Raw genomic sequence first — 26,527 nt, forward strand, 5'->3', positions numbered from 1 at the left:
GGTGCGGGGCGGAGGCGGCGCAGCGCCTCCGCCCCGGGTGATCAGCTGGTCGGGTCGACCTCGGGCTGCTCGCCCTGGATGCCCGCCGGGGCGAGGTTCTCGTCGAAGAGCGCCTGCCACACGTCGTTGCCGTCGGTGAAGAGCGTGTTGATGTGCTCCTGCAGGGCGGCGTCGCCCTTCTGGATGCCCACGCCGTAGCGCTCCTCGCTGAACGGCTCACCCGCGATCTTCAGGGCATCGGGGTCCTGCGCGACGTAGCCGGCGAGGATCGCCTCGTCGGTCGTGATCGCGTCGACCGCTCCGGCCTTCAGCTGCTCGACGCACTGCGAGTACGTGTCGTACTCGACCGTGTCGCCGGGGTTGTACTCGTCGCGGATGCGCTGCAGCGGCGTCGAGCCCGTCACCGAGCAGACGATCTTGCCCTCGAGGTCGTCTGGGCCGTTGATGTCCTCGTTGTCGGCCGCGACCAACAGGCCCTGGCCCGTGATGAAGTACGGGCCCGCGAAGTCGATCTGCTCCTTGCGCTTGTCGGTGATCGAGTACGTGCCGACGTAGTAGTCGATGTCGCCGTTGACGAGCGCCTGCTCGCGGTTCGCCGACGGGATCGTCTGGTACTCGATCTGGTCTTCGCCGAAGCCGAGCGACGCCGCGATCCACTGGGCGATGCCGATGTCGAAGCCGCTCCGCTCGCCGGTCGCGGCGTCTTCGTAGCCGAGGCCCGGCTGGTCGTTCTTCACGCCGATGACGACCTTGCCCCGGTCGGTCATCGCGTCGAACGTCGGGCTGCCCTCGAGCTGCACGTCGGTGGCGACCTCCCACAGCGCTGCGTCGCCGCCGGCGTCGTCGGTCGCGCCGTCACCGCCGGTGTCGCCCGGGCTGCCGCTGTTGCACGCACTGAGTGCGAGCGCCGCGATCGCGATGCCCGCCAGCGCACCGGCGATTCGTGTAGTCCTGCGCATCTTGTCCTCCTGGTATCGAATCCGGTACGGTCGCCGCGCCGAGCGCGGACGTCTAGTGGGTGATGAGCTTCGCGAGGAAGTCCTTCGCACGGGCGCTCTGCGCATTCGTGAAGAAGTCGTCGGGCGTCGCCTCCTCGACGATCTGCCCGTCGGCCATGAACACGACCCGGTCGGCCGCCTTGCGGGCGAAGCCCATCTCGTGCGTGACGACGATCATCGTCATGCCGTCTTGCGCGAGCCCGACCATGACGTCGAGCACCTCGTTGATCATCTCGGGGTCGAGGGCCGAGGTCGGCTCGTCGAAGAGCATGACCTTCGGGTTCATCGCGAGGGCGCGCGCGATCGCGACCCGCTGCTGCTGCCCGCCCGAGAGCTGCGCGGGCAGCTTCTGGGCCTGTTCGCCGACCCCGACGCGATCGAGCAGCACCTTCGCCGCCCGCTCGGCGTCGGCCTTCGACTGGCGCTTCACCTTGATCGGCCCGAGCGTCACGTTGTCGAGCACCGTCAGGTGCGAGAACAGGTTGAACGACTGGAAGACCATGCCGACGTCTGCGCGGAGCGCGGCGAGCTCTTTGCCCTCTTGCGGCAGTTCGGCGCCGTCGATGCGGATCGAGCCCGTCGTGAACGTCTCGAGCCGGTTGATCGTGCGGCAGAGCGTCGACTTGCCGGACCCGGAGGGCCCGATGACGACGACGACCTCGCCCCGGTGCACCGTGAGCGAGACGTCTTTCAGGGCGTGGAACTGGCCGTAGTGCTTCTCGACGTGCTCGACCACGACGAGGGGCTCGCCACGTCGTGCGCTGATGTTCGAGGTCGGCGGGCCGGACTGGGTTGGGTCCATACCCCCAAAACTAGGGAGATTCCGTACCTCGCCACCAGAGCATTCGCGGCGCGGTTACCGATTCGTGATCAGCGAGACCCGCTCATCGTTCGACGGCGACCGCGCGTTCGGGCGTCAGCTGCGCTGCGCGAAGGCGCTCTCGTAGAGGCACACCGACGCCGCGGTCGCGAGGTTCATCGACTCGGCGTGGCCGTAGATCGGCACCGTGACGACCCGGTCGACGAGGGCGAGCTGCTCGTCGGGCAGACCGCGCGCCTCGTTGCCGAACAGCCACGCCGTGGGCTTCGCGAGCACCCCGTCGTTGCGCGCGGTCAGGAGGTCCTCGCCCTTGATGTCGGCCGCGAGCACGGTGAGCCCGGCGGCGCGGGCCCGCGCGAGCACGTCGTCGAGGTCTGCGCCGACCGCGACGGGAACGTGGAAGATCGAGCCCGTCGACGACCGCACGACCTTGGGGTTGTAGAGGTCGACCGCGCGCCCGGTCATGATGACCGCGTCGGCGCCGGCGGCGTCGGCCGCGCGGACGATCGTGCCTGCGTTGCCGGGATCGCGCACCTCTTCGAGGATCGCGACGAGCTTCGGGGATGCCGCGAACACGTCTTTCACGGCGGTCGGGAACTGCCGGCACACCGCGGCGAAGCCCTGGGGCGTGACGGTGTCGGCCATCGACGCGAGCACCTCTTCGGTGACGTACTCGGGCGTGAGCCCGGCCACCACGGCGGCCTCGGCGATCTCGGGATACCGGTCGAGCGCCGTCGGGGTGGCGTAGAGCTCGACGAGCAGCTCGGGCCGGAACTCGAGCGCTTCGGCGACCGCCTGCGGCCCCTCGAGCAGGAACAGCCCGCTCTCGACTCGCGCGGCCTTCTTGGCCAGCTTCGCGACGGCACGGACTCGCGGCGAGCGGGGGTTCTCGAGCATGGTTCCAGTCTATTCAGCGGGATGCCCCGGCCGAGGCATCCGCGCATGCGAACGGCCCGGCACCCTCAGGGGTGCCGGGCCGTTCGTGGAGACGTCGTCGCTTGCGCGGCGATCTTCGGGGCCGAGGTGTCTGGCCGCCGAAGATGCAGCGCCGTCTTACGCGGCGGTCTTCGGAGCCGAGGTGTCTGGCCGCCGAAGATGCAGCGCCGTCTTACGCGGCGGTCTTCGGAGCCGAGGTGTCTGGCCGCCGAAGATGCAGCGCCGTCTTACGCGGCGGTCTTCGGAGCCGAGGTGTCGGCCGGGAGCGCCTTCTTGGCCGTCTCGACGAGCGCGGCGAAGGTGGCGGGCTCGTTCACCGCGAGCTCCGCGAGGATGCGGCGGTCGACCTCGACGCCCGCGAGGCCGAGGCCCTGGATGAGGCGGTTGTAGGTGAGGCCGTTCTGACGCGAGGCCGCGTTGATCCGCTGGATCCAGAGGCGACGGAAGTCGCCCTTCTTCTTGCGGCGGTCGTTGTACGAGTAGACGAGGGAGTGGGTGACCTGCTCCTTCGCCTTGCGGTACAGGCGCGAACGCTGACCGCGGTAGCCCTCGGCGCGCTCGAGGATGACGCGACGCTTCTTGTGCGCATTGACTGCGCGCTTGACTCTAGCCATGACTCTGTTTCTTCCTTAACGGGTCTCGCGGCTCAGTGGCCGAGAAGCTTCTTGATCTTCTTCGCGTCGGCGGGCGAAACGACCTGGTCCTGGTTCAGGCGCATCTTGCGCGACGAGGCCTTGACCTCGAGGTTGTGGCGCATACCGGCCTGCTGCTTCTTGATCTTGCCGCTGCCGGTGATCTTGAAGCGCTTCTTGGACCCGGAGTGGGTCTTCTGCTTCGGCATCTCGTGATTCTCCTTGGTTCTGCCGTCACGCTGGTGACGGACGCGGTGCTTGGCCTACGCCTCGGTGGACTCGGCCGTCTGCGGGTCGGACTCGGCCGGGGCATCCGCCGCCGGTCGCGCCTTCGCCGCAGCACGCTGTGCATTCGCCTCGGCCTTGGCCTCGGACTTGTTCTTCAGGGGCGCGATGACCATGACCATGTTGCGGCCGTCGATCGTGGGGTTGTGCTCGACCGTGCCGAACTCCGCCACGTCCTCCGCGAAGCGCTGCAGGAGACGCACACCCATCTCGGGGCGCGACTGCTCGCGCCCGCGGAAGAGGATCATCGCCTTGACCTTGTCGCCGGCCTTCAGGAAGCCGACGGCGCGCTTCATCTTGGTCTCGTAGTCGTGCTTGTCGATCTTGAGGCGGAACCGCACCTCTTTGAGGATGGTGTTCGCCTGGTTGCGCCGGGCCTCTTTCGCCTTCTGCGCAGCCTCGTACTTGTACTTGCCGTAGTCCATGATCTTGACGACCGGCGGACGAGAGTTCGGGGCGACCTCGACGAGGTCGAGGTCGGCCTCCTGCGCGAGCCGCAGGGCCACCTCGATCTTCACGACGCCGACCTGCTCTCCGCCGGGACCCACGAGGCGGACCTCGGGAACGCGGATACGGTCATTGGTACGCGGATCGCTGATGCGTGTACTCCTCTACTCAAGCTGTTTCATGCGCCGAACGAGGAGACTCACGTATTTCGCGCGGATTCTCACCGCGGCTCATACGGCACCCTGTCTACTCCCCCGCGCCGACCTCGCGATCGGCGGCGTGGAAGCGGAGTGCAATCGACCCGGTAACCTTGATGAAGCGGTATGCGCGGGTGGGAGAATCTCCACTTTCGTACCGGGGAGAAGCCCCGGAGCCCGAAGTAGTCTAGCAGAGGATGTCTGTGACCCAGAACACGCCCGCCCCCGCGGGTTCCGACGAGTTCACCCCCCGTCCCGACGCGGCCCCCTCCGACGAACACGCCGCATACGACGCGGCCGTCGCCGGTGAGGTCGAGGGCGCGACGCGCGACATCGCCGACGTGCCCGCCGTCGAGGTCATCACCACCACGGCGGTGCACCTCATGAGCGCGGCCGCGGTCAAGGTCGGCCTCGCCGACGACCCCGTGTCGCAGCTCGACCTCGACGAGGCGCGCAAGCTCATCAACGCCCTCGCCGGCCTCATCACCGCGGGCGCACCCGAAATCAGCGACATGCATGCCAGGTCGCTGCGCGACGGCCTGCGGTCGCTGCAGCTCGCGTTCCGGGAGGCCTCGCCCATTCCCGACGCGATCGGGCAGGGCCCCGGCGAGAAGTGGACCGGTCCGGTCAGCTGACCCCGAACCGACGCGCGACGTCGGGCGGGCTCAGCGCTGGCAGTTCGGGCACCAGAAGACGACGCGCTCCTGCGGGTCGGTGACCGCGTCGACCCGCTCGCGCCCGAGTTCGCCGCGCTCGATCGTCGTGCGGCAGCGCCGGCACGGCTCCCCCGCCCGCCCGTAGACCCAGAGCCGCTGCCCGCGGCGGTCGACGCCCGTGGTGACCCTCGCCCGACGGTCGCGGTTCGCGACGATCAGCCGGCGCGCGAGGTCGACGACCGCGGCCAGCCCCTCGACCTCGCCGACCGGTCGCTGCGGGCGGATGCCGCGGAGGAAGCACAGCTCGTTGACGTACACGTTGCCGAGGCCGGCCAGGTTGCCCTGGTCGAGCAGTGCGACCGCGAGCGGTACGGCGGGATGCTCGCCGAGCCGGCGGACCGCCTCCGCCGCGTGCTCGCCGCCCCAGGCCGGGTCGAGCACGTCGGGGCCGAGATGGGCGAGCATCGCCGACTCTTCGGCCTTCGGCACGACCTCGACCTCGCCGAGATCGAACCCCACCGCCTCGACATCGGACGTCGCGAGTACGACACGGGCCCGATGCGCCGGCTTCGTCCACCGCTCGCCCGGTGCGAAGACCCGCCATTCGCCCTCCATCTTGAGGTGCGTGCGGACGGTGTGCCCGGACGTGCGGACGAGCAGGTGCTTGCCGCGGCTCACGACCTCGTCGACGTGCTCGCCCGCGAGGTCGACCGTCGCATAGCGAGGGACCCGGAAATCGGTGCGAGCGAGGTCGCGCCCGGCCAGGACGGGTCGCAGCATGGCGGCGAGCTGGTAGACGGAGTCACCTTCGGGCATCGAGCCGCAACCCCCTCGGCGTCTCGCCGAAGCCCGCCGCGCGCAGCGCGGCCCCGAGCGGCGTGCCGAGCACGAACGCGCCGTTCACCGATTCGACGGCCAGCCGCCGAACGCGGCCCGCGGTGACGAGACCCGCCACGGCCGCCGCGGCGAGCGCGAGGAGCTCGTCGTCGTCGGTGTAGGCGAGCACCGTCTTGCCGCCGCGCTCGACGTAGGCGACGAGTTCGCCGTCGGCGACGACCACGATCGCCCCGGCCTTGCGGGCCGCCCGGTGCGAGCTCTCGCCGGGTGGGTCGGGCCACGGCAGCGCGGCCCCGTAGGCGTTCGCCGGGTCGGTCGCCGCGAGCGCGAGCGCCCGGGGCGCGTCGGCGTCGCGCACGTCGAGGTCGGCATGGCTCCGCAGCCGGTCGACCGCGCCCGGTGCGGCGAACTGCGCCGCGCCCAGTCGCTCGACGAAGTAGCCGCGGCGGGCCCGCCCCGACTCCTCGAAGCCGCTCAGCGTCTTGTAGACGAGGGCGAACCCGCCGACGACGCCCTCGGCGACGGCGGCTCCGCGAGTGACCACGCCGTATCGGTCGAGCAGCATCTCGCCGAGCGCATGCGCACGCCGGGTGGCGTCGGCATCGGCCACCGGCAGGATCGACCAGCGTCCGGCGACCGACGGCGGGCCGGTGCGGCTCGGCATCGTCGCCCGCGGCAGCGAGCGCCCGCGCAGCATCCGCGCCCGGGGCACCGGGCGGCTCGCCTTGTGCGCGCTGCGCCCGCCGCTCGTGAGTGCGCGCACCGGTGCGAACGTGTCGTTCGTCACGAGGCCCGCCCAGGCGAGCCCCCAGAGCGCTTCGACGAGGGCGCCGTCGTCGACCGGCGCCTCGAGCTCCCCGAAGGCGCCGACGGCGTCGGAGAGCTGCCGGAAGAAGAACGCGCCGCCCGAGCCCAGTGCGACGAGCACCTCGCGCTGCAGCGGGGTGAGCTCCGCGTCGATCGGCGGCGCGAGCGTGAGCGGGGCGGTCTCGGCGAGGTGCAGCGTGATCCATCCGTCGTCGCCGGCGAGCTCGCCCGCCCCCGCCCACAGCACTTCGCCGCTCGCCATGAGCTCGTCGAGCATCGCCGGGCTGTAGTCGGCGACGCGCGAGGGCAGCACGAGCGACTCCCACGCCGACGCGGGCAGGCGCACGCCCTCGAGCTGCTCGATGGTGCTCGCGACGCCGTCGATGCCGCGCAGCCCCCCGCCGACCTGCTGCCACGACGGCAGGAACCGTGCGAGCGCACGCTGGGGCACCGGCTCGATCTCGTGGCGAAGCGCGGCGAGCGAGCGGCGCCGGAGCCGCCGCAGCACCTCGGCGTCGCACCACTCGGTCGACGTGCCGTGCGGGCGGAACTCGCCCTCGACGACGCGTCGTTCGTCGGCCAGCCGGCGAAGCGCGGCGCGGGCGACGGCGACGCCGATGCCGAACCGATCGGCGACCTCGTCGACCGCGAAGGGCCCGTGCGTGCGGGCGTACCGGCTCACGAGGTCGCCCATCGGGTCGGCGACGTGCTCGCTGAACGCGACGGCCACCCCGGGTGGCACGGGCACGCCGAGCGCATCGCGCAGGCGCCCGACGTCTTCGACCGACGACACGTGCTCTCGACCGGCGAACCCGACCCGAACGACCCTGCGCGAGGCGGTGAGCTCGGCGACGGCCGAGGCCGGGTCGGTCGATTCGTCGACACGGGCGGCGATCTCGTCGACGGTGAGCGGGCCGAGCGCCATGAGCAGGTCGGCGACGCCTTCGGCACCGCGGACCCGGCGGTCGGGATCGAGTCGCTGCAGCTCGCGCTCGGTCTGCTCGATGACCCCCGGGTCGAGGAGCTCCCGCAGCTCGACCCGTCCGAGCAGCTCGCCGAGCAGCGACTGGTCGATCGCAAGGGCGGCCGCGCGGCGCTCGGCGAGCGGCGAGTCGCCCTCGTACATGAACGCGCCGACGTAGCCGAACAGGAGCGTGCTCGCGAACGGGCTCGGCGAGTCGGTCGTCGTCTCGACGAGTCGCACGCGCCGCGCGGCGAGGTCGGCCGCCACCTCGATGAGGCCGGGCACGTCGTAGACGTCTTGAAGCACCTCGCGGACGGTCTCGAGGATGATCGGGAAGGTGGGGAACGCACTCGCGACCTCGAGCAGCTGGGCGGCCTTCTGCCGCTGCTGCCACAGCGGCGAACGCCGGCCCGGCTGGTAGTGCGGCAGCAGCAGTGCACGGGCGGCGCACTCCCGGAACCGGCTCGCGAACAGCGCCGACCCGCCGACCTCGTCGGTCACGAGCTGCTCGAGCTCGGCGGCCTCGAAGTGGAAGAGGTCGGCACCGGGCGGTTCGTCACCGGTGTCGGGGATGCGGACGATGATGCCGTCGTCGGCCGCGACGGCGGCGCCGTCGACCCCGTGCCGCTCGCGGATGCGCGCCGCCACGGCGAGCGCCCAGGGCGCATGCACGGGCATGCCGAACGGCGAGTGCAGGATGATGCGCCAGTCGCCGAGCTCGTCGCGCGTGCGCTCGACGACGAGCGTGCGGTCGCTCGGCACTGCGCCCGTTGCACGGCCCTGGTCGGCGAGGAAGGCGATGAGGTTCGTCGTCGCGTTCTCGTCGAGTCCGGCTGCCGCGATGCGCGCCCGTGCCTCGGACTCGGTCGCGGTCGAGACCTCGCGCATGAACGCCCCGAGCGCGCGACCGAGCTCGACGGGCCGGCCGAGGCCGTCGCCCTTCCAGAACGGGACGCGACCGGGCTGGCCGAAGGCGGGCACGACGTTGACGCGGTCGAACGTGATCTCCTGGATGCGCCAGCTCGTCGCCCCGAGCGCGAAGACGTCGCCGACGCGCGACTCGTAGACCATCTCTTCGTCGAGCTCGCCGACCCGTCGCCCCGTGGTCTCGTCGCCGCCCACGAGGAACACGCCGAACATGCCGCGGTCGGGGATCGTGCCCCCGCTCGTCACGGCGAGCCGCTGGGCACCCGGCCGCCCCGTGACGACCCCGACCTCGCGGTCCCACACGACCCGTGGCCGCAGCTCGCCGAAGCGATCGGAGGGATAGCGGCCCGCGATGAGGTCGAGCGTCGCCTCGTAGGCCGAGCGGGGCAGCGTCGCGAACGGCGCCGCCCGCCGGACCGTCGTGAACCAGCCCTCGACGTCGAGCTCGTCGACGGCCGCGGCCGCGATCGTCTGCTGGGCGAGGATGTCGAGCGGGTTCGCCGGCACCCGCATGGTCTCGATGAGCCCGGCGAGCATGCGCTCGGCCGCGACCGCCGTGTGCACGAGGTCGGCGCGGTGCTTCGGGAACATGACGCCGCGCGAGACCTCGCCGACCTGGTGGCCCGCTCGCCCGAGGCGCTGCAGGCCGCTCGCGACCGACGGCGGGGACTCGACCTGCACCACGAGGTCGACGGCACCCATGTCGATGCCGAGCTCGAGGCTCGAGGTCGCGACGACGCAGCGCAGGCGCCCCGACTTGAGGTCGTCTTCGATGTCGGCCCGCTGCTCTTTGCTGACCGACCCGTGGTGGGCGCGCGCGATGACGGGCGCCGCGCCGGCGGTCTGGCCCGACTGCGCCATGAGCGCGGCGGGCGGGCCCGACGCGGCGGCCGCGGTGACGAGCTCGGCGCGCTCGACCTCGTCGAGGTGCAGCTCGTTGAGACGGGCGGTGAGGCGTTCGGCCAGCCGCCGGGAGTTCGCGAACACGATCGACGAGCGGTGCTCGAGCACCCGGTCGAGGATCGCCTGTTCGACATGCGGCCAGATCGAGCCCGTCGCGTCATCGTTCGCGGGCAGCTGGGCCATGTCTTCGACCGGCACCACCACGCGGAGGTCGAACCGCTTGTCGGTCGGCGGCGCGACGACCTCGACGGGGGCACTCGCGCAGAGGAACCGCGCGACCTCCTCGACGGGCCGCACCGTCGCCGAGAGCCCGATGCGCTGGGCCGGTCGCTCGAGCAGGGCGTCGAGCCGCTCGAGCGACAGCGCGAGGTGCGCGCCCCGCTTCGTGCCGGCGACGGCATGGATCTCGTCGACGATCACGGTCTCGACCGTGCGGAGGGTCTCGCGTGCCTGCGAGGTCAGCATGAGGAAGAGCGACTCGGGGGTCGTGATGAGGATGTCGGGCGGCGTGCGCAGCAACGCCCGACGCTCGTTCGCCGGCGTGTCGCCCGACCGCACGCCGACCGTCACGTTCGGCGGCGCAGCGCCGAGGCGCTCGGCGACCCGGGCGATGCCGGTGAGGGGTGCGCGGAGGTTGCGCTCGACGTCGACGCCGAGCGCCTTGAGCGGCGACAGGTAGAGGACCCGGGTGCCGGGCTCGCCGGCCGGCTCGGTCGTGAGCCGATCGATGGCCGACAGGAAGGCCGACAGCGTCTTGCCCGAGCCGGTCGGGGCGACCACGAGCGCGTGCGAGCCGCCGCCGATCGCGCGCCAGGCACCCTGCTGCACGGCGGTGGGCGCGCGGAACGCCTCGGCGAACCACGTGCGCGTCGCCTCGGAGAAGGACGCCGGCGCATCGGTCATGGCACCCATTCAATCGGATGCCGCCGACATCACGCCCGGTCGGCGTCGATCGCGGCGAGGGCGCGGGCCACCGCCGCGACGGTGCGGTCGGCCTCCGCGGCATCCGTCGCCCAATTGCTCACCGAGAACCGCACGACCGAGCGGTCGCGCCACCGCGAGGTCATCGCGAGCACCTCGCCGTCGTCCCACAGCCGTGCCGAGAGCGCCTCGGTCGCCGCATCGTCGGCGAGGGCGAGGCACACCTGGGTGAAGACGACTTCGTTGAGCACCTCCGCGCCCGGCAGGCGCGCGACGCCGTCGGCGATCCGCCTCGCCGAGTCCGCCAGACGCTCGACGAGCGCGGCGACCCCCTCTCGACCGAGCGCCCGCAGCACGGCCCACGTCGGCACGCCGCGCGCGCGACGCGAGAGCTCGGGCACCCGCTCGTGCGGATCGGCGACGGCGTCGCTCGCCTGCAGGTAGCTCGCGTGCATGCTGAGCGCCCGCTGCATCGCGTGCTCGTCGCGCACGATCGAGATGCCGCAGTCGTACGGCACGCTCAGCGTCTTGTGCGCGTCGGTCGACCACGAGTCCGCGGCCTCGTATCCCGCGACGAGGTGCCGCAGGCGCGGGCTCGCCCCCGCCCACAGCCCGAACGCCCCGTCGACGTGCACCCATGCGCCCGCGTCGTGCGCGACCGCGATCGCCGCGGCGAAGTCGTCGAACGAGCCCGAATGGATGTTGCCCGCCTGCAGGACGACGATCGCCGGCTCCGTTCCGCCCGCGAGCACCTCTCGGAGCGCATCGGCCTCGATGCGCCCCTCGGCGTCGGCGGCGACGACGATCGGCGCCCCGAGGCCGAGGTAGCGCCCAGCGAGGTCGACCGTGCCGTGCCGTTCGGCGCCGACCACGAATCGCACGCGCGGAGCGCCGAACACCCCGCGCTCCGCCGCATCCCAGCCCGCCCGCCGCAGGAGTTCGTCGCGCCCCGTCGCGAGACCCACGAAGTGCGCCATCGTCGCGCCGGTCGTGAAGCCGACCGCCGACGACCGCGGCAGGCCGAGCAGGTCGACGATCCACTCCCCCGCCAGTTCCTCGACCGCGGCGACCCCGGGGGTCGCGAACCGCAGCCCGGTGTTCTGGTCCCACGCCGAGACGAGCCAGTCGGCCGCGAGGGCGACCGGCTGCGCCCCGCCCATCACCCAGCCGTAGAAGCGCGGCGAGCCGATGCCGAGCAGCGCCGGCTCGACCCCGTCGGCGAGCCGCTCGAGGACCTGCTCGGCCGGTTCGCCCCCGTCGGGCAACACCCGCCCCAGCCGGTCCTTCGCCGTCTCGGCGTCGATCTCGGGCGGGATCGGGCGCTCGGCGACCGCGTCGATCCAGCGCCTCGCCCGGTCCGCCGCGAACTCCAGCGGGCCGTCGTACTCGGGTCGCCGCGCTCCGGCGGCCGATGGTCGCTCAGCCATGATGCACCTGGTTTCCGCGCACTCGTGCGCGCATCCAGATGATGCTCCCGCCCGGTCACGTGGTCAATGCCCAGTTCGGGCGGGATGCCCCGCCGGCGGTCGTCCCCGCGCGGGCTCAGTCGCGCCGACCGCCCACGAGCCGGACGGCGAGCGTGTCGACGCCGGTCGCGATCGCGTCGTCCTCGGCCCAGCGCCGGGCGAGCCTCGAGGTCGTGGCGTCGAGCTCGTCGCGGGTGAGCCCGTCGACGAGCCGCAGCGTCACGACGAGTTCGGGGCCGGCGAGCCGGGCGAGCGGGTCGCCGGCGGCGAGGTCGACGCCGAGCACGGCGAGCTCGCTGCCGATCGAGCGCTCGAACGCCCGACGGATCGGTTCGTCGTCGAACGGCGGTCGCCAGGCCTTCTGCTGCGCCACCGCCCACACGGCCGGCCGCCGCAGCACGAACTCGGTCGGCGACCCGGGGTCGAGCACCACGAGCTCGGTGCCGTCGTCGGCGGCGGCGAGCGCCACCCGGACGCCGTCGGCCGGCACGGGCCGGGCGATCGGGTTCCACCTCCGCATGGCGTCGACCGACGAGAAGACCGGCAGCACCCGACGCCCGTCGGGTCCCTCGACCGTGACGATCGACAGCTCCTGGCTCTTGTCGACGGCGTGGCCGTGCGCGCCGACCTCGGTACCGCCGTCGCCGAGCTCGGCGAGCAGGGGGATCAGGAGTCGCGACTCGCCGAATGCCGCCACGACGTCGGCCTGGCCGCCGTCGCCCTCGCGGAACGCCCGGAGCGCCGCGCCGAGCGCGACGGGCGTCGAACCGTCGTCACCGGCGTGCGGGTTCTCGTCGAACGATCGTCCGGCCCAGGGCTGCCCGGCCGAGTCCGCGAGGTGCGGGGGCAACGACCGGGATGCGCCGGGCGCCGCGCCCGAGGCATCCGCGTCGCCCACCGGCTCGTCGCCTGCCGTCATGCCCGTCGCCTCGATCAGTTGCTCGCGACGTCGAGCGCCTCGGCGAGCGTGAACGCGCCCGCGTAGAGCGCCTTGCCGACGATCGCGCCCTCGAGGCCGAGCGGCACGAGCTCGCGGAGGGTCGCGAGGTCGTCGAGGCTCGAGACGCCGCCCGAGGCGACGACCGGGCGGTGCGTGCGGTCCATGACCTGGCGGAGGAGTTCGACGTTCGGCCCCTGGAGCGTGCCGTCCTTCGTGACGTCGGTCACGACGTAGCGGGCCGCGCCGGCCTCCTCGAGCCGGTCCATGACCTGCCACAGGTCGCCGCCGTCCTTCGTCCAGCCGCGGGCGGCGAGCGTCGTGCCGCGCACGTCGAGGCCGACGGCGATCGCCTCGCCGTACTGCGCGATGACCGAGGCGGCCCACTCGGGGTTCTCGAGCGCGGCCGTGCCGAGGTTGATGCGCTTGGCGCCGATCTCGAGCGCGTGCTCGAGCGACTCGTCGTCGCGGATGCCGCCCGACAGCTCGACGTTCACGCCGCGGACCTGGCGGATGACCTTCTTCAGGATGCCGCCGTTCGAACCGCGCCCGAACGCGGCGTCGAGGTCGACGAGGTGGATCCACTCCGCACCCTGGTCGGCCCAGTCGACCGCCGCGTCGACGGGGTCGCCGTAGCTCGTCTCGGTGCCGGCCTCGCCCTTCGTCAGGCGGACCGCCTTGCCGCCGGCGACGTCGACGGCCGGCAGCAGCACGAGGCCGGGGGTCTTGTTGAACTCACTCATCAGTACTGTCCTCGATCGCGGTGGGCCGTCGGGCCCGTCTCAGCCGGCGCAGGAGGCCGGCACAGTCACAGGATCATAGTCGCCCGTGGCGGGTGCGACGCTCCCGTGACCCTCGGATGGCTCAGGCGAGTGCGCCGAGCCAGTTGGAGAGCAGCCGGATGCCCGCATCCGACGACTTCTCGGGGTGGAACTGGGTCGCCGACAACGGGCCGTTCTCGACCGCGGCGAGGAATCGCCCGCCGTGCTCCGCCCAGGTCAGCTTCGGCTGCGGGAACGGCGGCATGACCTCGAGCTGCCACGATTGCGCTGCGAACGAGTGCACGAAGTAGAACCGCTCGTCCTCGATGCCGTCGAACAGCACCGATCCCTCGTCGGGCGAGACGGTGTTCCAGCCCATGTGCGGCAGCACGTCGGCGGGCAGCTCGGTGACGGTGCCCGGCCACTCACCGAGCCCCTCGGTGTCGACGCCGCGCTCGACGCCACGCTCGAAGAGCACCTGCATGCCGACGCAGATGCCGAGCACGTGCCGCCCGCCGGCGAGCCGGCGGTCGATGACCTCGTCGCCGCGCACGGCGCGCAACTGGTCCATGACCGCCTTGAAGGCACCGACGCCCGGCACGAGCAGGCCGTCGGCCTCCATCGCCGCCGTGCGGTCGGCCGTCACGTCGACCTCGGCGCCGGCGCGCTCGAGCGCCTTCGCCGCGGAGTGCACGTTGCCCGACCCGTAGTCGAGCACGACGACGCGCTTGGTGCGGGTCACAGCGCTCCCTTCGTCGAGGGGATGCCGCTCACGAGCGGGTCGAGCGCCTTCGCCTGGCGGAACGCACGGGCGAACGCCTTGAACTCGGCCTCGGCGATGTGGTGCGGGTCGCGTCCGCCGAGCACCGTGACGTGCACCGTGAGGCCGGCGTTGAACGCGATCGCCTCGAACACGTGCCGCACCATCGACCCCGTGAAGTGGCCGCCGATGAGGTGGAACTCGAACCCGTCGGGCTCCCCCGTGTGCACGAGGAACGGGCGGCCGGAGATGTCGACGACCGCCTGCGCGAGCGCCTCGTCGAGCGGGACGAGGGCATCGCCGTAGCGGGAGATGCCCCGCTTGTCGCCGAGCGCCTCGCGGATTGCCTGCCCGAGCACGATGCCCGTGTCTTCGACGGTGTGGTGCACGTCGATGTGGAGGTCGCCCGAGGCCCGCACCGTGAGGTCGGTGAGCGAGTGCTTCGCGAACGCCGTGAGCAGGTGGTCGTAGAACGGCACGCCCGTCTCGATGTCGCTCGATCCGGTGCCGTCGAGGTCGATCGACAGGTCGATGCTCGACTCGCTCGTCTCGCGCTGGACGCGCGCGGTGCGCGAGCGGGACGGGCGCGACGGGGATTCGGCGGTCATGAGTCGATCCTATTCTCGGCGGAGGCCGCGGCCGCGGCGGGAGCGAACACGGCGATCGCCTCGAGGAACGCGGTGGTCTCGGCTTCGGTACCAGCGCTGACCCGCAGGTGTCCGGGGATGCCGAGCTCCCTGATCAGGATGCCGCGCGCGAGCAGCCCCTCGAACACCGCGTGCGGGTCGTCGACGCCGCCGAAGAGCACGAAGTTCGAGCCGCTGCGGTGGGGCGCGAAGCCGAGGCGCGTGAGCTCCGTCGTGATGCGCTCGCGCTGACGCCGGATGTCGTCGACCATCGCGAGCATCTCGTCGGCGTGGGCGAGCGCGCCGAGCGCGGCCGCCTGGGTGAGCGCCGACAGGTGGTACGGCAGGCGCACCAGCCGGAGCGCGTCGATCGTCGCGGGATCACCCGCGAGGTAGCCGACTCGGGCGCCGGCGAACGCGAACGCCTTGCTCATCGTGCGCGAGACGACGAGGCGCGGCCGCCCGTCGAGCAGGGTGAGTGCGCTCGGCGTGCCCGGATCGGCGAACTCGAAGTAGGCCTCGTCGACCACGACGATGCCGCGTGCGGCGTCGGCGACCGCGCGGACCGTGTCGAGCGAGAGCGGCGTACCCGTGGGGTTGTTCGGGGCGCACAGGAAGACGAGATCGGGGTCGTGCTCGCGCACGGCCGCCACGGCGGTCTCGGGACTCAGCTCGAAGTCGTCGTCCCGCTCCGCGGAGATCCAGCGGGTGCCCGTGCCCGAGGCGAGCAGCGAGTACATCGAATACGTCGGCGAGAACCCGAGCACCGAGCGGCCCGGTCCGCCGAAGGCCTGCAGCACCTGCTGCAGCACCTCGTTGGAGCCGTTGGCGGCCCAGATCTGGTCGGGCGAGAGCGCGTGGCCGAGATACCGCGCCAAGGCCTCGCGGAGTTCGGTGAACTCGCGATCGGGATAGCGGTTCAGTCGCAGGATCGCGGCGGCGACGCGGGCGACGATGTCGTGCGCGACGTCTTCGGGGATGGCATGCGTGTTCTCGTTGACGTTGAGGGCGACCGGCACGGCCTTCTGGGGGGCGCCGTACGGAGAGCGACCGCGAAGGTCGTCGCGGATGGGAAGGTCGTCGAGACTCGTCACCGATCCAGCCTAGCCACGCCGATCACGGCGACGACGACGTGCGACACCGTGTGACGGGCGGCGGCACCGCGAGCCGCGCATCGGCGGGCGCTGCATGCCGCACGGGCGTTCTCGCGCTGCGGACGCCCGTCGCGAAGCGGCCGCGTCACTCGGCCGCCGGCACCGCCAGGCGCTGGCCGGGCTCGATCGTCGCACCGTCGAGCTGGTTGAGCCGCACGATCTCGGCGATCGTGTCGCGCGGATCGGCGGACGGCGCGATCGACTCGGCGATCTGCCACAGGGAGGCGCCGGCGTCGACGGTCACGTACTGCAGCGACCCTCCGCCGGAGAGGTCGGCGGCCGCGCCGCCGGCGTTCAACGCCGACGCGAACACCCAGACGGCGATCGGAAGCGCGGCGAGCGTCGTGAAGACGACTCGCCCGCGACGCGTCAGCCGGAGGCGCGTGCGCGCCTCGGCCGGGAAGTCGCTCGTCATGATCGCTGCGCTCATGTCACCCCTCCTGCGTGGACTGCATCCGGCCCTCGGCCGGGAGGGCCGGATGCGAATCTCTGTTCCGAATATATCTTCGAACATCTTCGACTGCAAGCACCGGCCCGCGGATTTCTCCGCATCCGATCTCGCGACACACTCGAACGGATGTTTGCCGCGCCCGCCTGCGGCGGATACAGTTTCGAATGTCTGGCAAGAGTCCAGCAGACACCACCGACATCCGGTCGCAGCGGGCGATCGCAACGAGGGGCGGAGAGCGTGAAGAGCGACAACGACGTGCGCGAGACCGGCAGGGCACGCCGCCGCAAGAGCCTGAGCGCGAAGCAGATCTCGATCCTCGAGGTCGTGCAGCGTTCGGTCGCCACACGCGGCTACCCGCCGAGCATGCGCGAGATCGGCGACGCCGTCGGACTGTCGTCGCTGTCGAGCGTCACGCACCAGCTGAACCAGCTCGAGCTCGCCGGGTACCTGCGGCGCGACCCGAACCGGCCCAGGGCGCTCGAGGTGCTCATCGAGCTGCCGGGCCTCGACGAGCGCGCGCCGTCGGCGGGCGAGCCGGCACCCGTCGCCGACGCCGCCATGGTGCCGCTCGTCGGCCGCATCGCGGCCGGTGTGCCCATCACCGCGGAGCAGCAGATCGACGAGGTGTTCCCCCTCCCCCGGCAGCTCGTCGGCAAGGGCGAGCTGTTCATCCTGAAGGTCGTCGGCGACTCGATGGTCGACGCCGCGATCTGCGACGGCGACTGGGTGGTCGTGCGCTCGCAGCGCACGGCCGAGAACGGCGAGATCGTCGCGGCGATGCTCGACGGCGAGGCGACCGTCAAGGTCTTCCGCCAGCGCGACGGCCACACCTGGCTGCTGCCGCGCAACACCGCGTTCGAGCCGATCCTCGGCGACCACGCCGAGGTGCTCGGCAAGGTCGTCGCCGTGCTGCGAACGGTCTGATCCGCACCGAGCCGCTCGGGGACGCCCCCGGTCGAGCCGACGGTCGTCAGACGGACGCGGCCGCCTCCGCGGACTGGCCGACCGATCGCAACCACTCGCCGATCGCGTGCATGAAGCCCGCATGGTCGTCGCGGAAGACCGTGTGCCCCGTGCCCGGCACCGTGGCGACCGTCATTCCCCTGCGGCGCAGGTCGGCCGCGACCCGGTCGGTGATGAGCAGGCTCCGCTCGGCGAGCAGCACGAGGCTGGGGGCGACGAGTCGCGCGGGCGGCACGAGCGGCCGGGTGTCGGCGAAGCCGAGGATCGTGCGCTTGTCCCAGTCGCGCAGCGTCGCGAGCTCGATGTCGACGTCGGTCGCGCTCCACTTCGGGTTCATCCGCACCAGCGCACCGCGGCGGGGCCTCGGCGCGATCGCGAAGAACAGCTTGTAGGCGAGGCCCATCGGCCCCTTCGGGAACGCGAACGCGGGGTCGACGTAGATCGCCGTGCGCGGCGCGAGCCGGTCGGCGACGAGGCTCGCGACGAGGCCGCCGAGCGAGTGGCCGAGCACCACGTCGGGCGGGCCGTCGAGCATGGGTGCGACCGTCTCGACGACGTCGTCGGCCCACGCCGCCGGGGAGTAGCGCCGCGCCCGCGGGCTGCGTCCGTGGCCGGCGAGGTCGACGGCCAGCACCCGGAACCCCTGCGCCTCGAGTTCGCCGGTGACGCGATGCCACGCCCGGGAGTCCGACATGATGCCGTGGATGAGGATGGCCGTCCGGGCGCCGGCGCCCGTCTCGTGAACCGCGAGTCGCATGCGACGACCGTACGCGGCGCGCCTGAGCATCGACCCGGCGAACCATGCGAACCCGCCGTGCATCGCCCGGTCGTCGGCCTCGAACCATCCCCCGGCCCGGCCGCCGGGGGCACGGGCGGACGCCGGCTCGCGGCATCCGCCCGCAACCCGCCTAGCTCGCGACCGCGACCGCCGCGCGGTCGGCCTCGAGCCGGGCCCGCACGGCGCGAGTGGCCGCGACGAGGTTCGCGAGCGAGGCGACCGTCTCGTCGTAGCCGCGCGTCTTCAGCCCGCAGTCGGGATTCACCCACAGCCGCCCCGCCGGGATGCTCGCTGCCGCACGCTCGAGCAGCTCCTGGAGTTCGCCCGCCGACGGCACCCGCGGCGAGTGGATGTCGTAGACGCCCGGCCCGATGCCGTGGTCGAAGCCGTTCGCGGCCAGGTCGTCGACGACCTCCATGCGACTGCGGGCCGCCTCGATCGAGGTGACGTCGGCATCAAGTCCCCTGATCGCGTCGATGACGACGCCGAACTCCGAGTAGCAGAGGTGCGTGTGCACCTGCGTCTCGGGCGCCGCGGCGGCGGTCGCGAGCGTGAACGACCCGACCGACCAGTCGAGGTACGCCGGCTGGTCGGCGCGCTTGAGCGGCAGCAGTTCGCGCAGCGCCGGCTCGTCGACCTGGATGATGCGGATGCCGGCCCGCTCGAGGTCGGCGATCTCGTCGCGCAGGGCGAGCGCGACCTGGCGCGCGGTCTCGCCGAGCGGCTGGTCGTCGCGCACGAACGACCACGCGAGGATCGTCACCGGGCCGGTCAGCATGCCCTTCACGGGCCGATCGCTCAGCGACTGCGCGAACGCCGACCATTCGACCGTCATCGGTGCCGGGCGCGACACGTCGCCCCAGAGGATCGACGGGCGCGTGCAGCGCGACCCGTACGACTGCACCCAACCGTGCTCGGTCACGGCGAAGCCGTCGAGGAGCTCGGCGAAGTACTGCACCATGTCGTTGCGCTCGGGCTCGCCGTGCACGAGGACGTCGAGGCCGAGCTCCTCCTGCAGGCGCACCACCCGCTCGATCTCGTCGCGCATGAGTGCGGCGTAGGCGTCGACCTCGAGCTCGCCGCGAGCGAGGCGGGCTCGTGCGGTGCGGAGGTCGCCCGTCTGCGGGAACGATCCGATCGTCGTCGTCGGGAGCTCGGGCAGGCCCAGGTCGGCCTGCGCCTCGACGCGCTCGGCCTCAGCCCCGCGCGTGAAGTCGTCGTCGGTGAGGGCGGCGAGGCGCTCGCGCACCGCGGGCACGCGCACGCCGGGCGCCCCTGTGCGGTCGGCGAGGGCAGCGGATGCCTCGGCCAGGGGTCCGGCGACGGCGTCGCGCCCGTTCGCGAGACCCTCGGCGAGCGTCGCGACCTGGCCGACCTTCTGGTCGGCGAAGGCGAGCCAGCCGACGAGCCGCGCGTCGAGCCGCGACTCGTCGGCGACGTCGTGCGGCACGTGCAGCAGCGAGGTCGAGGTCGACACGGACACGTCGGCCGCGAGACCGCGCAGGGCCTCGGCGCGGTCGAGCGCGTCGGCGAGGTCGCCCCGCCAGATGTTGTGGCCGTCGACGACCCCGGCGACGAGCGCCTTCGTGCGGAGTGCCGCCTCCGTCGCCGCGTCGAGGCCCGTGGGCACCGCGCCGCGCACGAGGTCGAGGCCGATGGCCTCCACCCGCGTGGCCGCGAGCACCGGCAGCGCGTCGTCGAGCGCGCCGTACGGGGCGGCGACGAACAGGGCGGGGCGGCGGCCGAGGGCGCCCAGCGCGGAGTAGGCGGTCTCCGCCGCGGCGAGCACGCGCGCACGCGGGACGTCGATCGACTCGGAGACGAGCGCCGGCTCGTCGAGCTGCACCCACGAGACGCCCGCCTGCTCGAACGCCGCGAGCAGCTCGGCGTACACCGCGACGAGGTCGTCGAGGCGGTCGATCGGCGAGAAGCCGTCGGGCGCCCCGTCGACGGCCTTCGCGAGCGACAGGAACGTGACCGGCCCGACCACGACGGGGCGCGTGTCGAACCCCGCGCTCCTCGCCTCGGCGAACTGCGCGAGGTACCGCCCGGCGTGCAGCGAGAACTCCGTGTCGGGCCCGATCTCGGGCACGAGGTAGTGGTAGTTGGAGTCGAACCACTTCGTCATCTCGAGCGGCGCCAGGTCGCCCGCGCCGCGGGCGATCGTGAAGTATCCCGCGAGGTCGACGCCACCCCGCTCATCGCGGAGGTGCGCGAACCGCGTCGGCACGGCGCCGAAGGCGACGGCCGCGTCGAGCACCTGGTCGTAATAGGAGAAGGTCTCGGGGATCGCCGAACCGGTGCGAGCGAGCCCGAGTGCGGCGAGGCGCTCGCGGGTGGCACCGCGGAGCTCGGCGGCGCGCGCCTCGAGCTCGACCGCGTCGATCGTGCCGGCCCAGAAGGCCTCGACGGCGCGCTTGAGCTCGCGCCGGCGGCCGATGCGCGGATAGCCGAGGACGGTTCCCGACGGGAAGGGGGTGGTGGGTTCGGTCATGACTCGTTCCTTTCGATTTCGGGTACGCCGAAGCACCGCCCGGGTGGCGGTTCGTCGACATCGGCCGCGGGGCATCGGGCCCCGGACCGGTGATGGGTGGTGTCGGGTCGGTGGGTTCGGCCGTCGTGCGGACGCGGCCCGGTCAGCTCCGGCCGGCGCGGGCGCCGAGCCCGAGCCGATCGAGCACCGAGAGCACGGTCTCGTGGCGGTTGTAGGTGTAGAGGTGCAGGCCGGGGGCGCCGCCGTCGAGCACCTCGCGGGCGAGGGTCGCGGCGTACCGCTCGCCGATCTCGCTGCGCGCCTCGACGTCGGGTTCGATCTCGAGGTCGATGGCGAGGTCGGCCGGCGGCTCGACCCCCGTGAGCTCGGTGAGACGTGCGAGGCGAGCCGGGTTCGTCACGGGCATGAGCCCGGGCAGGATCGGGATCGTCACCCCGGCGCCCCGGGCGCGCTCCACGAAGCCGAGGTAGTCGTCGGCGTGCCAGAACAGCTGCGTGATCGCGAGCGTGGCCCCGGCGACCTCCTTGGCGAGGAGCGTGTCGACGTCCTGCGAGAGGCCGCGCGAACGCGGGTGGCCGGTCGGGAACGCCGCGACCGCGACGCGCTCGGGCCGCGGCCGGGCACCGATGCGGCGGGCTCGCGGTGCCCCCGGCACGCCGGACTCGCCGAACGGCTCGCGCTCCTCCTGCACGCGGTGGATGAGCTGCACGAGCTCGGCCGCGGTGCCCAGATCGCCGAGCCCGGACTCGGGCCCGTCGTCGTCGAGCCCCACGCCCTCGGGCGGGTCGCCGCGCAGCGCGAGGAAGCTCGTGATGCCGGCGTCGAGGAACTCGCGCACGAGCCGGTTGGCCTCGGCGTGCGACGAGCCGACGCACGTCAGGTGCGCCATCGGCTCGACCGCGGTGTGCTCGAGGATGTAGCGCAGCACCGTGAGCGACCGCCCCCGCTGCGAACCACCCGCGCCGAACGTGACGGAGATGAAGGCCGGGTCGACCTCCGCGAGCCGGTCGATCGTGCGGCCGAGCGCGATCGCCGCGGCGTCGGTGCGCGGCGGGAACAGCTCGAACGAGATCGGCGGGCGGTCGGTACAGTCGCCCGTCTCCCGGGTGCCGGCGGCTCCGGTCGCAGCCATGTCGGACTCCTCGATGGGGTGCCGCATGGCGGTGGTGGCACGGCAGGCCGCGGCCACCGCCTCACGGCGGATGGGTCACGCGGGCGGGTGCCGGGCTCGGCGGTCGCTCCAGGCGGCGGGCATCCGGCCCGTCGCCGACGATCATGAGCGACGTTACGCCGCCCGGTCGGCTCACGGGTCAATATGACCCGGAATGACGTCGACGCGGATGCCGCGGCTCGCGCCGAGGCATCCGCGTCGCCCGATCGGCCCGGCGTGCGGCGCCGGCACGCCCTAGGCGGCCGCGACCGGTGCGCCGAACTCGGCGAACTGTCCGGCGAGCTCGGGCGAGACGAGCGCGCGCACGCGCGTGCCGTCCTCGACGTAGTCGAGATCGAGCACGCGGGCCTGCTCGTGGAGGGTCGAGACGACGTCGCCGCGGTCGTACGGCACGAGCAGCTCGACCTGGATCGCCGGGTCGGGCAGCATCTCGCCGATCGCGACGAGCACGTCGCCGATGCCCTCGCCCGTACGCGCGGAGGCGAACACCGCGTCGGGCTCGAGCCCACGCAGCACGAGACGGTCTTCGGGCGAGACCAGGTCGGCCTTGTTGAAGACGACGAGCTCGGGGATGTCGCGGGCGCCGACCTCGCCGATGACGTCGCGCACGGTGGCGATCTGCCCGGCAGGGTCGGGGTGGGCCGCGTCGACGACGTGCACGATGAGGTCGGCGTCGCCGACCTCTTCGAGGGTCGAGCGGAAGGCCTCGACGAGCTGGTGCGGCAGGTTGCGCACGAAGCCGACCGTGTCGGCGATCGTGTAGACGCGCCCGTCGGCCGTCGTGTTGCGGCGAACGGTCGCGTCGAGCGTCGCGAACAGCGCGTTCTCGACGAGCACGCCCGCGCCCGTGATGCGGTTGAGCAGGCTCGACTTGCCCGCGTTCGTGTAGCCGGCGATCGCGACCGACGGCACCGCGTTGCGGCGGCGGTTCGCACGCTTCGCCTCACGCGCGGGCTTCATGCCCGCGATCTGCCGGCGGAGCTTGGCCATGCGCGAGTGGATGCGACGACGGTCGAGCTCGATCTTCGTCTCGCCCGGGCCGCGCGAGCCCATGCCGGCTCCGGCGGAGCCCACCTGGCCACCGGCCTGGCGCGACATCGACTCGCCCCAGCCGCGCAGGCGCGGGAGCAGGTACTCGAGCTGCGCGAGCTCGACCTGCGCCTTGCCCTCGCGGCTCTTCGCGTGCTGGCTGAAGATGTCGAGGATGACGGCGGTGCGGTCGATGACCTTGACCTTCACCGCGTCTTCGAGCGCGCGACGCTGGCTCGGCGCGAGCTCGGTGTCGGCGACGACCGTGTCGGCGCCGAGCGACGCCACGATGTGGCGCAGCTCCTCGACCTTGCCGCGGCCGAGGTACGTGGAGGGATCGGGGTGCGGACGGCGCTGCAGCACGCCGTCGAGCACGCGCGCACCGGCGGTCTCGGCGAGGGCCGAGAGCTCTCGCAGCGAGTTCTCGGCGTCGTCGAGCGACCCCTGCGAGTAGACGCCGATGAGCACGACGTTCTCGAGCCGGAGCTGCCGGTACTCGACCTCGGTGACGTCCTCGAGCTCGGTCGAGAGTCCGGCGACGCGACGCAGCGCGGCGCGTTCCTCGCGGTCGTACTGCTCGCCGTCGGTGTCGGCGCCGAGCGCGGACTCGGAGCCGGGTGCCATCATGGCCTCGGCCTCGCTCGAGCCGAACCGGGTGACCCCGGCCTTGGTCTCAGCGCCCCGCAGCACCCGCTCGACCGCGTCGTCGGCCGTGTTCTGTTCGGCTTCGTTCATCGTGTTAACCCTACTTCCGATCGCTGCGATAGGTTCCCCTACATGAGTTCCGACCACTACTTCACCTCCGCGCCCTCGAGCGACGCACGCACCCGCACCATCCGGGTGACGCTCGCCGGCCGCGAGGTCGAACTCGTGACCTCGGGCGGCGTGTTCAGCCCCGAGCACCTCGATCAGGGCACCCGCGTGCTGCTCGACGCCGTGCCCGCTCCCCCGGCCACGGGGCACCTGCTCGACCTCGGCGCCGGCTGGGGCCCGATCGCGCTCACCCTCGCGATCCGGTCGCCCGAGGCGACGGTGTGGGCGGTCGACGTCAACGAGCGGGCCCTCGACCTCACGCGACGCAACGCGGCTCGGCTCGGTCTGCACAATGTCAACGCCGTACTGCCCGACGATGTTCCCGACGACGTGCGATTCGCGACGATCTGGTCGAACCCGCCGATCCGTGTGGGCAAGCCCGAGCTGCACGCGATGCTCACGCGCTGGCTCACCCGCCTCGACGACGCCGCCGACGCCGCCGCGTGGCTCGTCGTCGCCAAGCACCTCGGCGCCGAGTCGCTGCAGCGCTGGATCGGCGACGAACTCGGGCTCGACGTCGCGCGCGCGGCGAACTCGAAGGGCTTCCGCGTGCTCGACGTGCGGCGCTAGCGACGATCGGGCCGGCGGCTGGCCGCGTACGAGGTGGCGGCTCCCGGCGATCGAGCTCGCGGCCGGCCGCCATCTGGGTCGCGGCTACCGGCGATCGAGCAACCGCGCGGAGCCGACCGCCGCGGTGGTCGTGAGCACGAGGAACGCGATCGTCGCCACGAGCACGGCGACGAGGGGCAGCGCCCACGCCCCGCTCGACTCGTGCAGCGCGCCCAGCACGGGCGGTGCGGTCGCGGCGACGAGGTACCCGCCGGCCTGCACGAGCGCCGACATCTGCGTCGTCTCGCGATCGGTGCGCGTGATGCGCACGACGGTCGCGATGATGACGACGAACCCGCCGCCCTGCGCGATGCCGCCCGTCACCGTCCACAGCAGGAACCACTGCGGGGCGAGGAGCAGGCCGAGCGGCAGCGACGTCCAGAGCACGCCGACGATCGCGGGCTGCACCCAGGCCGGACGCAGCCGCCCGAGGAAGGGGACCCCGAGCGCGCCGACCACCGCGGCGAGCTGGAAGAGCGACGCCACGTTGCCCGACGCGATCGCGTCGAGCCCGAACTCGTCGCCGTAGAGGCTCGGCAGCCACGCGCTCAGGCCGTAATACGAGAACGACTGGGCCGCGAACGCTGCCGCGAGCAGCCACGTCATGGGGTTGCGCCACGCGGAGTACTCACCGGGGCGGACGACGCCCGTCGGGCCGGTGACGGCGGCCATCGAGCCGGTCACCGCGAGGGCCTCGGCCTCTCGCGCCTCGCGGCTCTCGGCCGCGACGCGGCGCAGGTGCACGCCCCACACGGCGAGCGCCAGCACGATCAGCACGCCCCAGATCGCGGTCGCCCACTGCCACCCGATCTGCGCGGCGAGCGGTGCCGTCACGGCGATCGTCAGCATCGAGCCGACGTTCATCATCGCCGAGTACACGCCCGTCACCAGCTGCGCCCGTTCGGGCGGCACGTCTCGGCGGATGACGACGGGCACGACGACGTTGCCGATCGCGATCGCGAGGCCGATGATCACGGTGCCGAGGAACGCCGCCCAGGTCGTGCCGCCCGAGCGCACGATCGTGCCGATGAGCGTGCCGACCAGCGAGATCGCGACCGCGCGCTCGGCGCCGCTCAGCCGGATCGTCCACGCGGCGATCGGAGTGCCGAGGGCGAAGCAGAGCACGGGCAGGCTCGTGAGCAGGCCGGCCGCCGTGGGAGACAGGCCGAGCGACGCCTCGATTTCTTCGATGACGGGCGCGATCGCGACCAGCGGACCGCGCATGTTGAGCGCGACGAGCGAGATGCCGACGAGGAGGAGCCAGGGGAAGGCGCCGTGCCGGGCGGAGGCCGACGGGCTCATGCCAGGGTGAGCACGCCGTCGAAGACGAGCTCCGCAGGGCCGGCGAGGGCGACGTGCTCGCCGTCGGCGGCCTCGAACATGCGCACGCCGAGCACCCCGCCAGGCACCTGCACGCGCCAGTCGTTCGGAGCGCCCGCTCCGGCCCAGTGGCGCACCGCGAGGGCGGAGGCCACGGCCCCGGTGCCGCACGAGAGCGTCTCGCCCGAGCCGCGCTCGTGCACGCGCATGCGGATGCGGCCGACGCCGTCTTCGACGAGCGGTTCGGCCGGCACCACGAACTCGACGTTCGCGCCCGCCTCGGGCACGGGGTCGAGGATGGGTGCGTACGCGAGGTCGAGGCCCTCGAGCTCGTCGTCGTCGGCGAGGGCGACGACGACGTGCGGGTTGCCGACGTCGATGCCGAGGCCCGGCCGGGCGACCGGCAGCTGCTTCGCACGGACGAGCGGCTCGCCGCCGGCGAGGTGCCAGACGCCGAGGTCGACCTGGAAGCCCGTGGCGGTGCGTGTCACCGTGCGCACACCCGCGCGGGTGCCGATCGCGATCTCGGCGCCGGGATGCAGCTCGGCGAGCCCCTGGTCGAGGAGGTAGCGCACGAAGACCCGGATGCCGTTGCCGCACATCTCCGACACGGTGCCGTCGGCGTTCCAGTAGTCCATGAACCAGACCGCGCGGCGGTCGGCCGCGAGGGCGGCGGCACCGTCGGCGAGGTTCTGCGACCGCACCGCGCGGATGAGCCCGTCGGCGCCGACGCCGAAGCGGCGGTCGCAGACGGCCGCGATCTGCGTCGGCTCGAGCTCGTTCTCACCCTCGGGATCGCTGAAGAGCACGAAGTCGTTGCCCGTGCCCTGGCCCTTGGTGAATCGCAGATCGAACGGCATGCGAC

24 protein-coding genes are annotated in these 26,527 nt (G+C 72.6%); 3 read left to right on the plus strand and 21 right to left on the minus strand.

The window, feature by feature from the left end:
- Positions 1 to 41: 41 nt before the first annotated feature.
- The 6 genes from AC3RJ6_RS14650 to infC all read right to left on the minus strand — a co-directional run bounded on the left by AC3RJ6_RS14650 (position 42) and on the right by infC (position 4,270).
- Complete coding sequence (locus AC3RJ6_RS14650) at positions 42 to 959, minus strand: glutamate ABC transporter substrate-binding protein (protein ID WP_491427827.1); 918 nt, start codon at positions 957 to 959, stop codon at positions 42 to 44.
- Between the two features lie 52 nt (positions 960 to 1,011).
- Complete coding sequence (locus tag AC3RJ6_RS14655; protein ID WP_491427828.1) at positions 1,012 to 1,800, minus strand: amino acid ABC transporter ATP-binding protein; 789 nt, start codon at positions 1,798 to 1,800, stop codon at positions 1,012 to 1,014.
- A gap of 114 nt (positions 1,801 to 1,914) precedes the next feature.
- Complete coding sequence (locus tag AC3RJ6_RS14660) at positions 1,915 to 2,715, minus strand: TrmH family RNA methyltransferase (protein ID WP_491427829.1); 801 nt, start codon at positions 2,713 to 2,715, stop codon at positions 1,915 to 1,917.
- Positions 2,716 to 2,981: 266 nt separating this feature from the next.
- Complete coding sequence (gene rplT / locus AC3RJ6_RS14665) at positions 2,982 to 3,368, minus strand: 50S ribosomal protein L20 (RefSeq protein WP_231431287.1); 387 nt, start codon at positions 3,366 to 3,368, stop codon at positions 2,982 to 2,984.
- 32 nt (positions 3,369 to 3,400) lie between these two features.
- Complete coding sequence (gene rpmI / locus AC3RJ6_RS14670; protein WP_491427830.1) at positions 3,401 to 3,595, minus strand: 50S ribosomal protein L35; 195 nt, start codon at positions 3,593 to 3,595, stop codon at positions 3,401 to 3,403.
- 54 nt (positions 3,596 to 3,649) lie between these two features.
- The gene (gene infC, locus AC3RJ6_RS14675; protein WP_491428335.1) at positions 3,650 to 4,270 is read right to left on the minus strand and encodes a translation initiation factor IF-3; all 621 of its coding nucleotides are present in this window, start codon (positions 4,268 to 4,270) and stop codon (positions 3,650 to 3,652) included.
- A gap of 242 nt (positions 4,271 to 4,512) precedes the next feature.
- Between infC and AC3RJ6_RS14680 the strand changes: the two genes are divergently transcribed.
- Positions 4,513 to 4,950 carry a DUF1844 domain-containing protein gene (locus tag AC3RJ6_RS14680; protein WP_491427831.1) on the plus strand — a complete coding sequence of 146 codons (438 nt, stop codon included), beginning with the start codon at positions 4,513 to 4,515 and terminating at the stop codon, positions 4,948 to 4,950.
- Positions 4,951 to 4,980: 30 nt separating this feature from the next.
- Here the strand turns inward: AC3RJ6_RS14680 and AC3RJ6_RS14685 are convergent, their stop codons facing one another.
- The 9 genes from AC3RJ6_RS14685 to AC3RJ6_RS14725 all read right to left on the minus strand — a co-directional run bounded on the left by AC3RJ6_RS14685 (position 4,981) and on the right by AC3RJ6_RS14725 (position 16,464).
- Positions 4,981 to 5,787 (minus strand): DNA-formamidopyrimidine glycosylase family protein, encoded by an 807-nt coding sequence (locus AC3RJ6_RS14685; protein WP_491427832.1) that lies wholly within the window; start codon positions 5,785 to 5,787, stop codon positions 4,981 to 4,983.
- Entirely contained in the window at positions 5,774 to 10,312 is a 4,539-nt protein-coding gene (locus AC3RJ6_RS14690; protein WP_491427833.1) for an ATP-dependent helicase, read from the minus strand. The genes AC3RJ6_RS14685 and AC3RJ6_RS14690 overlap by 14 nt, the downstream gene beginning before the upstream one ends.
- 29 nt (positions 10,313 to 10,341) lie before the next feature.
- Complete coding sequence (locus AC3RJ6_RS14695; protein WP_491427834.1) at positions 10,342 to 11,757, minus strand: pyridoxal phosphate-dependent decarboxylase family protein; 1,416 nt, start codon at positions 11,755 to 11,757, stop codon at positions 10,342 to 10,344.
- Between the two features lie 115 nt (positions 11,758 to 11,872).
- A complete protein-coding gene (locus AC3RJ6_RS14700; protein ID WP_491427836.1) occupies positions 11,873 to 12,715 on the minus strand; it encodes an SseB family protein in 843 nt (280 codons plus the stop codon).
- Positions 12,716 to 12,729: 14 nt separating this feature from the next.
- Entirely contained in the window at positions 12,730 to 13,476 is a 747-nt protein-coding gene (gene priA, locus AC3RJ6_RS14705) for a bifunctional 1-(5-phosphoribosyl)-5-((5-phosphoribosylamino)methylideneamino)imidazole-4-carboxamide isomerase/phosphoribosylanthranilate isomerase PriA (RefSeq protein ID WP_491427837.1), read from the minus strand.
- Positions 13,477 to 13,597: 121 nt separating this feature from the next.
- Positions 13,598 to 14,236 (minus strand): imidazole glycerol phosphate synthase subunit HisH, encoded by a 639-nt coding sequence (gene hisH / locus AC3RJ6_RS14710; RefSeq protein ID WP_491427838.1) that lies wholly within the window; start codon positions 14,234 to 14,236, stop codon positions 13,598 to 13,600.
- Positions 14,233 to 14,862, minus strand: a complete 630-nt coding sequence (hisB, locus tag AC3RJ6_RS14715; RefSeq protein WP_491427839.1) for an imidazoleglycerol-phosphate dehydratase HisB — start codon at positions 14,860 to 14,862, stop codon at positions 14,233 to 14,235. Before hisB ends, hisH begins: the two co-directional genes overlap by 4 nt.
- Positions 14,859 to 15,974, minus strand: coding sequence for a histidinol-phosphate transaminase (locus AC3RJ6_RS14720; RefSeq protein ID WP_491427840.1), 1,116 nt, complete (start codon positions 15,972 to 15,974; stop codon positions 14,859 to 14,861). Before AC3RJ6_RS14720 ends, hisB begins: the two co-directional genes overlap by 4 nt.
- Before the next feature lie 145 nt (positions 15,975 to 16,119).
- Positions 16,120 to 16,464: a LysM peptidoglycan-binding domain-containing protein gene (locus AC3RJ6_RS14725; protein WP_491427841.1), complete on the minus strand. Its 345-nt coding sequence runs from the start codon at positions 16,462 to 16,464 to the stop codon at positions 16,120 to 16,122.
- 258 nt (positions 16,465 to 16,722) lie between these two features.
- Here AC3RJ6_RS14725 and lexA point away from each other — a divergent pair, with 258 nt between their 5' ends.
- A complete protein-coding gene (lexA, locus tag AC3RJ6_RS14730) occupies positions 16,723 to 17,409 on the plus strand; it encodes a transcriptional repressor LexA (protein WP_491427842.1) in 687 nt (228 codons plus the stop codon).
- A 46-nt stretch (positions 17,410 to 17,455) separates the two neighbouring features.
- On the opposite strand, the gene AC3RJ6_RS14735 is transcribed toward lexA, so the two are convergent.
- From AC3RJ6_RS14735 to hflX, 4 genes are all read right to left on the minus strand, one after another.
- Positions 17,456 to 18,205 (minus strand): alpha/beta fold hydrolase, encoded by a 750-nt coding sequence (locus AC3RJ6_RS14735; RefSeq protein ID WP_491427843.1) that lies wholly within the window; start codon positions 18,203 to 18,205, stop codon positions 17,456 to 17,458.
- 151 nt (positions 18,206 to 18,356) lie between these two features.
- Complete coding sequence (gene metE, locus AC3RJ6_RS14740) at positions 18,357 to 20,720, minus strand: 5-methyltetrahydropteroyltriglutamate--homocysteine S-methyltransferase (protein ID WP_491427844.1); 2,364 nt, start codon at positions 20,718 to 20,720, stop codon at positions 18,357 to 18,359.
- A gap of 142 nt (positions 20,721 to 20,862) precedes the next feature.
- The gene (locus AC3RJ6_RS14745) at positions 20,863 to 21,852 is read right to left on the minus strand and encodes a methylenetetrahydrofolate reductase (RefSeq protein ID WP_491427845.1); all 990 of its coding nucleotides are present in this window, start codon (positions 21,850 to 21,852) and stop codon (positions 20,863 to 20,865) included.
- A 273-nt stretch (positions 21,853 to 22,125) separates the two neighbouring features.
- Positions 22,126 to 23,655 (minus strand): GTPase HflX, encoded by a 1,530-nt coding sequence (gene hflX, locus AC3RJ6_RS14750; protein ID WP_491427846.1) that lies wholly within the window; start codon positions 23,653 to 23,655, stop codon positions 22,126 to 22,128.
- 42 nt (positions 23,656 to 23,697) lie between these two features.
- Here hflX and AC3RJ6_RS14755 point away from each other — a divergent pair, with 42 nt between their 5' ends.
- Entirely contained in the window at positions 23,698 to 24,303 is a 606-nt protein-coding gene (locus AC3RJ6_RS14755; RefSeq protein ID WP_491427847.1) for a class I SAM-dependent methyltransferase, read from the plus strand.
- A gap of 84 nt (positions 24,304 to 24,387) precedes the next feature.
- On the opposite strand, the gene AC3RJ6_RS14760 is transcribed toward AC3RJ6_RS14755, so the two are convergent.
- Positions 24,388 to 25,644, minus strand: a complete 1,257-nt coding sequence (locus AC3RJ6_RS14760; protein ID WP_491427848.1) for an MFS transporter — start codon at positions 25,642 to 25,644, stop codon at positions 24,388 to 24,390.
- Positions 25,641 to 26,522, minus strand: coding sequence for a diaminopimelate epimerase (gene dapF / locus AC3RJ6_RS14765; protein ID WP_491427849.1), 882 nt, complete (start codon positions 26,520 to 26,522; stop codon positions 25,641 to 25,643). The genes AC3RJ6_RS14760 and dapF overlap by 4 nt, the downstream gene beginning before the upstream one ends.
- Between the last annotated feature and the right edge of the window lie 5 nt (positions 26,523 to 26,527).

It is taken from the genome of Agromyces cucurbitae, from assembly GCF_058349945.1.

Excerpts from the sequence above, each read along its gene's own strand:
- AC3RJ6_RS14650 (WP_491427827.1), bottom strand. The coding sequence starts at position 959 with ATGCGCAGGACTACACGAATCGCCGGTGCGCTGGCGGGCATCGCGATC.
- AC3RJ6_RS14655 (WP_491427828.1), bottom strand. The coding sequence starts at position 1,800 with ATGGACCCAACCCAGTCCGGCCCGCCGACCTCGAACATCAGCGCACGA.
- AC3RJ6_RS14660 (WP_491427829.1), bottom strand. The coding sequence starts at position 2,715 with ATGCTCGAGAACCCCCGCTCGCCGCGAGTCCGTGCCGTCGCGAAGCTG.
- rplT (WP_231431287.1), bottom strand. The coding sequence starts at position 3,368 with ATGGCTAGAGTCAAGCGCGCAGTCAATGCGCACAAGAAGCGTCGCGTC.
- rpmI (WP_491427830.1), bottom strand. The coding sequence starts at position 3,595 with ATGCCGAAGCAGAAGACCCACTCCGGGTCCAAGAAGCGCTTCAAGATC.
- AC3RJ6_RS14680 (WP_491427831.1), top strand. The coding sequence starts at position 4,513 with ATGTCTGTGACCCAGAACACGCCCGCCCCCGCGGGTTCCGACGAGTTC.
- AC3RJ6_RS14685 (WP_491427832.1), bottom strand. The coding sequence starts at position 5,787 with ATGCCCGAAGGTGACTCCGTCTACCAGCTCGCCGCCATGCTGCGACCC.
- AC3RJ6_RS14690 (WP_491427833.1), bottom strand. The coding sequence starts at position 10,312 with ATGACCGATGCGCCGGCGTCCTTCTCCGAGGCGACGCGCACGTGGTTC.
- AC3RJ6_RS14695 (WP_491427834.1), bottom strand. The coding sequence starts at position 11,757 with ATGGCTGAGCGACCATCGGCCGCCGGAGCGCGGCGACCCGAGTACGAC.
- AC3RJ6_RS14700 (WP_491427836.1), bottom strand. The coding sequence starts at position 12,715 with ATGACGGCAGGCGACGAGCCGGTGGGCGACGCGGATGCCTCGGGCGCG.
- priA (WP_491427837.1), bottom strand. The coding sequence starts at position 13,476 with ATGAGTGAGTTCAACAAGACCCCCGGCCTCGTGCTGCTGCCGGCCGTC.
- hisB (WP_491427839.1), bottom strand. The coding sequence starts at position 14,862 with ATGACCGCCGAATCCCCGTCGCGCCCGTCCCGCTCGCGCACCGCGCGC.
- AC3RJ6_RS14725 (WP_491427841.1), bottom strand. The coding sequence starts at position 16,464 with ATGAGCGCAGCGATCATGACGAGCGACTTCCCGGCCGAGGCGCGCACG.
- AC3RJ6_RS14735 (WP_491427843.1), bottom strand. The coding sequence starts at position 18,205 with ATGCGACTCGCGGTTCACGAGACGGGCGCCGGCGCCCGGACGGCCATC.
- metE (WP_491427844.1), bottom strand. The coding sequence starts at position 20,720 with ATGACCGAACCCACCACCCCCTTCCCGTCGGGAACCGTCCTCGGCTAT.
- AC3RJ6_RS14745 (WP_491427845.1), bottom strand. The coding sequence starts at position 21,852 with ATGGCTGCGACCGGAGCCGCCGGCACCCGGGAGACGGGCGACTGTACC.
- hflX (WP_491427846.1), bottom strand. The coding sequence starts at position 23,655 with ATGAACGAAGCCGAACAGAACACGGCCGACGACGCGGTCGAGCGGGTG.
- AC3RJ6_RS14755 (WP_491427847.1), top strand. The coding sequence starts at position 23,698 with ATGAGTTCCGACCACTACTTCACCTCCGCGCCCTCGAGCGACGCACGC.
- AC3RJ6_RS14760 (WP_491427848.1), bottom strand. The coding sequence starts at position 25,644 with ATGAGCCCGTCGGCCTCCGCCCGGCACGGCGCCTTCCCCTGGCTCCTC.
- dapF (WP_491427849.1), bottom strand. The coding sequence starts at position 26,522 with ATGCCGTTCGATCTGCGATTCACCAAGGGCCAGGGCACGGGCAACGAC.